General features: G+C 63.1%; 6 protein-coding genes. 4 read left to right on the top strand and 2 right to left on the bottom strand.

Features of this window, described 5'->3' with window-relative positions; genetic code table 11:
• The first annotated feature begins 110 nt into the window (after positions 1-110).
• The 4 genes from D779_RS19870 to D779_RS19860 all read left to right on the top strand — a co-directional run bounded on the left by D779_RS19870 (position 111) and on the right by D779_RS19860 (position 5343).
• Positions 111-2411 (top strand): methyl-accepting chemotaxis protein, encoded by a 2301-nt coding sequence (locus D779_RS19870; RefSeq protein WP_052348312.1) that lies wholly within the window; start codon positions 111-113, stop codon positions 2409-2411.
• A gap of 178 nt (positions 2412-2589) precedes the next feature.
• Complete coding sequence (locus D779_RS19865) at positions 2590-3387, top strand: DUF2189 domain-containing protein (RefSeq protein ID WP_043757839.1); 798 nt, start codon at positions 2590-2592, stop codon at positions 3385-3387.
• A gap of 422 nt (positions 3388-3809) precedes the next feature.
• A complete protein-coding gene (locus tag D779_RS21900) occupies positions 3810-3950 on the top strand; it encodes a DUF3096 domain-containing protein (RefSeq protein WP_081763623.1) in 141 nt (46 codons plus the stop codon).
• Between the two features lie 193 nt (positions 3951-4143).
• On the top strand, positions 4144-5343 hold the full coding sequence (locus D779_RS19860; RefSeq protein ID WP_043757837.1) for an SAM-dependent methyltransferase: 1200 nt from the start codon (positions 4144-4146) through the stop codon (positions 5341-5343).
• A gap of 78 nt (positions 5344-5421) precedes the next feature.
• On the opposite strand, the gene D779_RS19855 is transcribed toward D779_RS19860, so the two are convergent.
• A complete protein-coding gene (locus tag D779_RS19855) occupies positions 5422-6921 on the bottom strand; it encodes a helix-hairpin-helix domain-containing protein (protein WP_043757832.1) in 1500 nt (499 codons plus the stop codon).
• Positions 6922-7079: 158 nt separating this feature from the next.
• The coding region (locus D779_RS19850) for a PP2C family serine/threonine-protein phosphatase (RefSeq protein WP_043757829.1) at positions 7080-7719 on the bottom strand (640 nt) is incomplete at its 5' end.

Below are 7719 nucleotides of genomic sequence, written 5' to 3'. Positions count from 1 at the left end.
CCCTAATACCGTGGGGCCGCGTTAGCGACCCCTTGCCGCTTTGAGCGGCTCACGAATTCAAAGCCCCCGGCTTTGCCGGGGGATGGTTACTCGAACGGGAGGCACTGAACGTGTTTTCGAACATCAAGATCGGTTTGCGTCTTGGGCTGGGCTTCGGTCTCGTTTCTCTGTTGCTGATCGGTATCGCCGTTGTCGGTGTAAGCCGGCTTTCCGTACTCCATCAAGATCTCGACCTGGTGGCCAACGATCGTTATCCGAAGACGGCGCTGGTCACTAACGTGATCGATCAGGTCAACACCATCGCTCGAGTCGTGCGCAACCTCTATATCCTCGATGATTCAGGTCAATTGGAAACGGAAAGGAAGCGTATGCAAGAGGCCCGCTCAGTCATCGACGATGACCTGGCGAAGCTGGCCGAGGGCATCCGTTCGGAAGGCGGTATCGCTCGTCTCGCGGCCGTGCGCGAATCGGAAATGGACGCGCGGGAGGCCCAGGACGAGTATCTGCGTCTACTCGACGAGGGGCGCCGCGAAGAGGCCAAGACGTTCCTGGTCACCAGGCTAAGGGATGGCCAGAGAGCGAATTTCGACAGTCTCTATAAGCTGATCGAATATCAGGCGGGTCTGATGCGGGAGGCCAGTGACTCCGCAAGCGCTACCGCAACGCTTGGAAGGGAGCTGATGCTGGGTCTCGCCGGATTCAGCGTGCTGCTGGCCTTCATCATCGCCTATACGGTGACCCGCAGCGTCGTGCGTCCATTGGGACAGGCCGTTTCCGCCGCGGATCGCATGGCCCAGGGCGATTTCGATTTTTCCATTCAGACTCGGGCGAAGGACGAAACCGGTCGTCTGCTGACCTCGGTGAACAAGGTTCAGGCCAGTCTGAAAGGCCTGATCGGAGAAACGGACCGCATTGCCGAGGCTGCGGTCAATGGACGCCTGAAGGTGCGTGGCGACAGCGAGAAGCATACGGGCGATTATCGCAAGCTGCTCGAGGGATTGAACGCGGCCTTGGATCGGATCACCGGCTTCATCGACATGATTCCCAATCCGGCGATGGTCATCAATCGGGATTACGAAATCCAGTACATGAATCATGCGGGAGCCAAGCTGAGCGGCAGGACGCCGGGCGAGCTCGTGGGAACCAAGTGCTACGATCACTTCAAGACGGCGGATTGCCGCACCGACCGTTGCGCCTGTGCGCGGGCGATGACGATCGATCAGGTCGTCGGCAGCGAGACGGTGGCCCGGCCGGGATCCGAGCCCCTCGATATCTCCTACACGGGCGTGCCGGTGCGCGATGCGGCTGAAAGGATGGTGGGAGCCTTCGAGATCATCGTCGATCAGACGGACGTGAAGCAGGCCGCCCGGGTGGCCGCCAAGGTGGCCGAATACCAGGGTGCGGAGACCACCAAGCTGGTGGCCGAGTTGCGCAAGCTGTCCGAGGGGGATCTCGACGTCGTTCTGAGTCCCGCGTCCGCCGATGCCGAGACCCGGAAGGTGCACGAGACCTACTCGACCATCGCCCAGGCCGTCAACGAGACGGCGCTTAAGCTCGCTCAAATCATCAGCGATGTCCGAGCCACCGCGTCGGACATGGCCGCGGCGGCCGACCAGGTGAGCATGACCGCTCAATCGCTGTCTCAGGGCGCGAGCGAGCAGGCCGCCAGCGTCGAGGAGACCTCGGCCTCCATGGAACAGATCTCCACCTCCGTGGCCCAGAACACCGAGAACGCCTCCGTGACCGACGGGGTCGCCGCCAAGGCGGCGAAGGAGGCGGAGCAGGGTGGTGCCGTGGTCAAGGAGACAGCGTCCGCCATGAAGCAGATCGCCCAGAAGATCAGCATCATCGACGACATCGCCTATCAGACGAATCTGCTCGCGCTCAATGCCGCCATCGAGGCCGCGCGTGCCGGAGAGCACGGCAAGGGCTTCGCCGTGGTGGCGGCCGAGGTGCGCAAGCTGGCCGAGCGCAGCCAGGAGGCGGCGCAGGAGATCGGCGAGGTTGCCAGTTCCAGTGTCGAGCTCGCGGAGAAGGCCGGCGATCTGCTCGATGCCATCGTGCCGGCCATCACCAAGACGTCGGATCTGGTGCAGGAGATCGCGGCGGCCTCGAACGAACAGTCCACGGGGGTCAGCCAGATCAATTCGGCGATGGGGCAGCTCAACCAGACGACTCAGCAGAACGCCTCCGCCTCGGAGGAGTTGGCGGCGACCGCCGAGCAGATGACCAGCCGGGCGGAACAACTGCAGAGCATGATGGGGTTCTTCAAAATGGGCGGCGACAAGGCCAAGGTGCCCGCGCCGGACAGGCCGTCGGCTGGAGTCAAGGTCGCTCGCGCACCCGAATCGACCCAATTGGCTCGGGCTCCGCGAGCCCAGCCCCTGGGCGCGGATTTCGTTACCTTCTGAAGACTTGCCGCATGCTTGCGGGGGTGGCGATTTCCTCCTTGCTTCGTCGCGCCCCGCATGCGGTCTGCGACGGCCGTTCGTCCACGTCGGGCGCGATCGGCCGGGGGGGGATTCAGGAGGCCGAGCGCGCCGCAGGAACTACAATCAGGCGATGAACCAGGTAACTGGAGGATCGTCGATGAGCGATACCAGCGTTCCGCCGCAGACCGACCAGCAAGACCCTCCTGTGAATCGGGTGACCCTGCGGCACCCTTGGCGGTGGCTCGAGAAAGGGTGGGGGGACATCCGGGCGGCTCCCTTCTATAGCCTGAGATACGGTGCAGCCATCGTGCTCCTGAGCGCCTCGATCTTCGTGCTGGCCCTGGTCGGCCGTCTCGGCTTTCTGGTGCCCTTTCTCACCGCCGGATTCTTTCTGATGGCGCCCTTGCTCGCGATCGGGCTCTATCGGATGAGCGACCTGCTGGAGCGGGGCGAGTCCCTGGTGCATTGTCAGGTGGTGGAGGCGATCAAGGTCAATCAGGCCCAGCTGGGCATCGCGACCGGGTTCCTGCTGATCATCATGCAGCTGTGGATTCTGGCCTCGGTCTTCCTCTTCATCATGCTCTACCAGGATCCCTTTCCCACCCTGGACGACTTCATACCCGCGGTCGTCCTCTCGGGCGAGCACTGGATACTGGTGATCGCCGTCGTGCTCGTGGGTGCCTTCTTCGCGGTCTGCGCCTTCTGCGTCAGCGCCATCACCATCCCCATGCTGATCGATCGGCCCATCGACGGTTTCACCGCCATGCGCACCAGCCTGAGGGCCGTGGCCTGGAATTGGCTGCCCATGCTGCTCTGGGCCATCCTGTTGGTGGTGATCGTCGGGGCAGGTCTGCTCACCTTCTATCTCGGGCTCTTCCTGGCCGTGCCCCTCGTGGGCCATGCGACCTGGCACGCCTATCGAGACCTGGTGCCTCGGACGTCCGGGGATGGCTAGACGGAGGCTCGGCGCGCGATTCGGACCCTCGCGGAATTCACCGGGAAGCTGATGCGTCAGTGTCTGACCTGTCACGACAGGTTCAAGGTCGACTAGCCGGCTGGTGGTTGTCCGGTTCATATCAACCAGACTGGCGCCGAAGCCTGTTTCGAGCCTCGAGGATCCAGGGTTCGTCGGCTGGTCTTGGCGGTCTGCCATCAAGATCGATTTGTGTCATGTAATGCATTCAAGATATTGTTCAATAAAAAATTTTTCTTGATTCGGGTTCGCTGAACGGGGAGGGCGGTTCACCATTCTCGGTCGAACGCATCTTGGGAGGCCATCTTGGCATGTTTCCAGCATAGTCTTCGACAGATCCGAATGCGGACGTGCGTGCTCTGCGATTCGGACGTGTGAATTCAACATCATGCTGGAGGTCCGTCATGAGCATCATGATTCTTTCACCGATCGTTTCACTGCTTTGCGGGATTGCGATTCTGGTCTGGCCCAGGCTGCTGAGCTATATCGTCGCCTTCTATCTCATCCTATTTGGTGTGCTGGGCATTCTGGCGCAGCTTCAATAGGCGGTAGGCCGGGGCGACCCAAGTTTCCGGACTTCATCGACATCCATTCGGGGCTCGATGATAATGAGCCTCGTCGATACGTTCGGGATGACACTGATGAGGCGCGGACCATGAGCCGAGGCGAGGTGCCGCCGATTGGACCGGGCCAATCGATCAGTGTCGCCGGTCTTCAATCGGGTACGATTCCAAGCCTATGAAAGATGCCGCGCAGTCAGCCATCGATTTGATGGGGAAGGTGGATCCGAGTGCCTCGTTCGAGGTCCGTTTCTGGGACGACGACCGCATTCGGGTCGGTGACGAGGAGCCGGAATTCGTGCTCTGGTTCAAGACCCGAAATGCGCTGGCCCGCACCTTCGGGGACGGATTCCTCGGATTCGGCGAGTCCTATATGGACGAGGAGATCGAGGTCGAGGGGGATTTCCGCAAGCTGTTCGTGCTCGGTCACCAGATGGACTTCGGCGAGCATTCGCTGACCCTGCCGGAAAAGATTCGCTTCGCCCTGCTCTTTCTGCGCAACCAGAACACCTTCGGCGGGTCCAGGCGCAATGTCGCCCATGCCTACAATCTGGGCAACGACTTCTATCGGCTGTTCCTCGACGAGAACATGGCCTATACCTGCGCCTATTTCCATACCCCGGACGACTCCCTGGAGCAGGCTCAGCTCAACAAGTTCGATCACGTCTGCCGCAAGCTCCAGCTCGCGCCGGGAGAGCGGCTGGTGGACGTCGGATGCGGCTGGGGCGGCCTGCTGATCCACGCCGCGCAGCATTACGGCATCACCGGGGTGGGGGCCACGCTCTCAGAGCCCCAGGCCGCGTTCGCCAACGAGAGGATCCGCAGCCTCGGCCTGCAGGATCGCATCCGGGTACTCCATCAGGACTATCGCGAGGTTCAGGGGCGTTTCGACAAGCTGTCCTCGATCGGCATGCTCGAGCACGTGGGCAAGAAATTCATCCCCACCTGCGTGAAGCAGATCTCCGAGCTGCTCGAACCGGGCGGTCTGGGTCTGCTCCACAGCATCGGCAACGACACCCCCTACGAGGACGATCCCTGGACCATGAAGTACATGTTCCCGGGATCCCACGTGCCGGCCCTTGAGCAGGTCGTTCACGACCTGGCCAGCTACAAGCAGAGCATTCTCGACATCGAGAATCTGCGCCCCCATTACGCGCTCACGATCGACCACTGGCTGGAGCGCTTCGAGTCCCACTTCGACGAGATCTGCGAGCGCTTCGACCGGCGCTTCGCCCGTCAATGGCGTCTCTACTGGCTGGTCTCCACCACATCCTTCTCGCACGGCGGCAACCGTCTGTTCCAGATCCTCTTCAGCAACGGTCTCAACAACGACCTGCCGCTCACCCGCGACCACATCTACCGCGACACTCGAGCCTGAAACCGTTCCGGGGGCATTCCCCCGGAACCGATCGGGGGGGCATCGATGGATGGCTCCCAAGGAACGCGCGATCCCGGGTCAGGCGTCGACCATCTGCACCAGGACCAGCCGTCCTCCGTCTCCCCTGGCGAGCAGGATCTGCTGGCCGTCCTTCAGCTCCAACTGACCGCCGATGGGGATGGAGGTCTTGGTCGAGACGTCCATGAGATCCGGAAGGTTCTCGTTGACCAGCCACCAGGCGTTCCGGTGGAAGACGAAATAGCCCACCCGCCGCTTCTGCGCCTCGGTCAGCTTCTCGTTCGGTGCGATCAGGGTGTTGGCGTGCCAAGCGAAGAGCGACTGGCCGGTCCAGACCATGAGCCGGTGGTTGTCCGGCCGGTACTGACCCTCCTTGCGCGATGAATAGAGATTGAGCACCGGCAGCTTGCCCTGGAATGGCGTCCCGCAGAAGGGACAGCAGGGTCTGGTCGAGTTGTCGAAGACGTACCACTTCTGCTCGCAGTCGGGATTGAGACAGGGCTGGACGAGGTCCGCCGTCTTGACCAGCGCCGTCTCCCAGTCGTTCGCCGAGGGACGCTGGGCGGGATCGTGCAGGCCGGCGACGAAGGCCTGCAGGAAGAGCTTGGAGAGATAGGGCCCGGTGAGGGTGAAGGGCAGACGCTCGGTATCGATCCAGGGGAGCTCGCTCGGCTTGCTGTTGGCCACCTTGATGCGGTTGCTGTCGTCGCTCGGGTGCTCGACGAAGAGGGCGCGCTCGCCCATGGAGAGGGTCTCGTCGCGCTGCTCGTCGTCGAGGTCGTGGACCTTGCCGCCGCGCAGTGGATGGCGATAGAGCAGATACATGTAGATGAGGACGGCGAGCGCGTGCAGATCGGTCTCGCGTCGCGGGAGCCGGCGCTCGGGGTCGTCCTTGGGCAGATGGCTGGTGCGCACCACCTCGGGGGCGATGAAGTCGGGCGTCCCCACGACGTCGGGCGGATACTTTCCGGGGACCACCAGGCCGTCGACGTCGATGACGCAGGCGAGCCCCTGGGAGGGATCGACCAGGACGTTCTTGTAGGAGAGGTCCGAATGGGCGAGACCGGCCATGTGCATGCGGCGCACGGCCCGCGCGAGCGTCAGGCATATCTTGAGATGGTTGAGCCAGTTGCCGAGCTCGCGCGGGTCGACGAAGCGGTTGCGCAGGCCGGCCGCGGCGAACCACTTGCCTTCCTTCTCCTTGCCCTTGATGCTCAGCATGTCGTCGTTCTTCGAGCCGTACTCGAAGAAGAAGTGACTGGGATAGGTCGGCGCCACCAGCCCCAGGCGCCCCTCGTGCTCCAGCAGGGCGGTCGGCCAGCAATAGAGATTCCGCCAATAGTCCCCGCCGACCTGATTGAAGATGCTCTCGCGGTATTTGCCGGCGATCATCTCCAGACGCTCGCGCGCCTGAACATCCTGCGGCGTCTTGTAGAAGGCGACGACATAGGATCGGTCGGGGGCGAAATAGACGTCCTTCATCGCGCCCGAGCCGATGATCTCGTCGACGAATTCGACCCCTTGTCCGTCGAAGGTGTTACAGGTGACGACTCGCGTCATCGGCAGCTCCAGGACCGACGCGGGGTCGGTGGATTGGTGATAAGAGTAGCCTCCAGCCTCCAGCCTCCAGCCTCCAGCCTCCAGCTATTGGATCAACGAACAGACCATAACCCAACCGCTGGAAGCTGGTCGCTGGCAGCTGGCGGCTCTATCCGCTTCTACCACAGCAGCGCGATCGTCCGGTCGTCGTGATGGCCCGGCGAGAAGAATCCCAGCCAGTCGGCGATGCGCTGCTCGGGATCCGGCGACTCCAACAGGGGGACGAGATCGTCCCAGAGCGCGTCCCACCGGGCCGGGTCGCTCAGCCCGTTGTCGGTCTCGAAGCGCGGATCGGAGACGCCGTCGGTCATCAACAGCACGGCATCGAGGTCGGCGAAGCGTCCGATGCCGATGCGCTTGGCGAACCCCTGATCCGAGATCGAGGCGCGGTCGAGAAAGCGCGTCTGGCCCGCGAACTCGCCGCCGTCGGGCGAGCCCATCAGACGGACCCGACCGCGCGGTCCGTAGGCGGCGATCGCCCCGTCGCCCATCCAGAAGCTCGCGAGGAAGATTTCTCCGTCCAGGCGCCGGGTCGCGGCGGCGAGCAGGGTCGTCGCATAGTCCCGGGGCGCTGCGCCCCGTGTCTCGGCCTCGCGCTCGATCGACTGCACGGCGAGCTGGGCCGCCTTGTGGAACAGATAGTGGAACTCGGTGCCGATGGCTCGGGCAATTCCCTGCGGATCCTCCGCCCAGTCGGTCAGGGCCTCGTCCACCCGAGCCCCCATCTCTCCGGCGAGGCTCGCGGGGAGATGCTCGCCC

Source organism: Imhoffiella purpurea (assembly GCF_000585215.1).
In the GTDB taxonomy this organism is placed as follows: domain Bacteria; phylum Pseudomonadota; class Gammaproteobacteria; order Chromatiales; family Chromatiaceae; genus Imhoffiella; species Imhoffiella purpurea.
Note: the sequence above shows the minus strand (reverse complement) of the source record. Positions and strands in the feature narration are given on the sequence as shown.

Bases quoted from the DNA above. Each gene is read 5' to 3' on its own strand.
- D779_RS19860 (WP_043757837.1), top strand. From the start codon at position 4,144: ATGAAAGATGCCGCGCAGTCAGCCATCGATTTGATGGGGAAGGTGGAT.
- D779_RS19865 (WP_043757839.1), top strand. From the start codon at position 2,590: ATGAGCGATACCAGCGTTCCGCCGCAGACCGACCAGCAAGACCCTCCT.
- D779_RS19855 (WP_043757832.1), bottom strand. From the start codon at position 6,921: ATGACGCGAGTCGTCACCTGTAACACCTTCGACGGACAAGGGGTCGAA.
- D779_RS21900 (WP_081763623.1), top strand. From the start codon at position 3,810: ATGAGCATCATGATTCTTTCACCGATCGTTTCACTGCTTTGCGGGATT.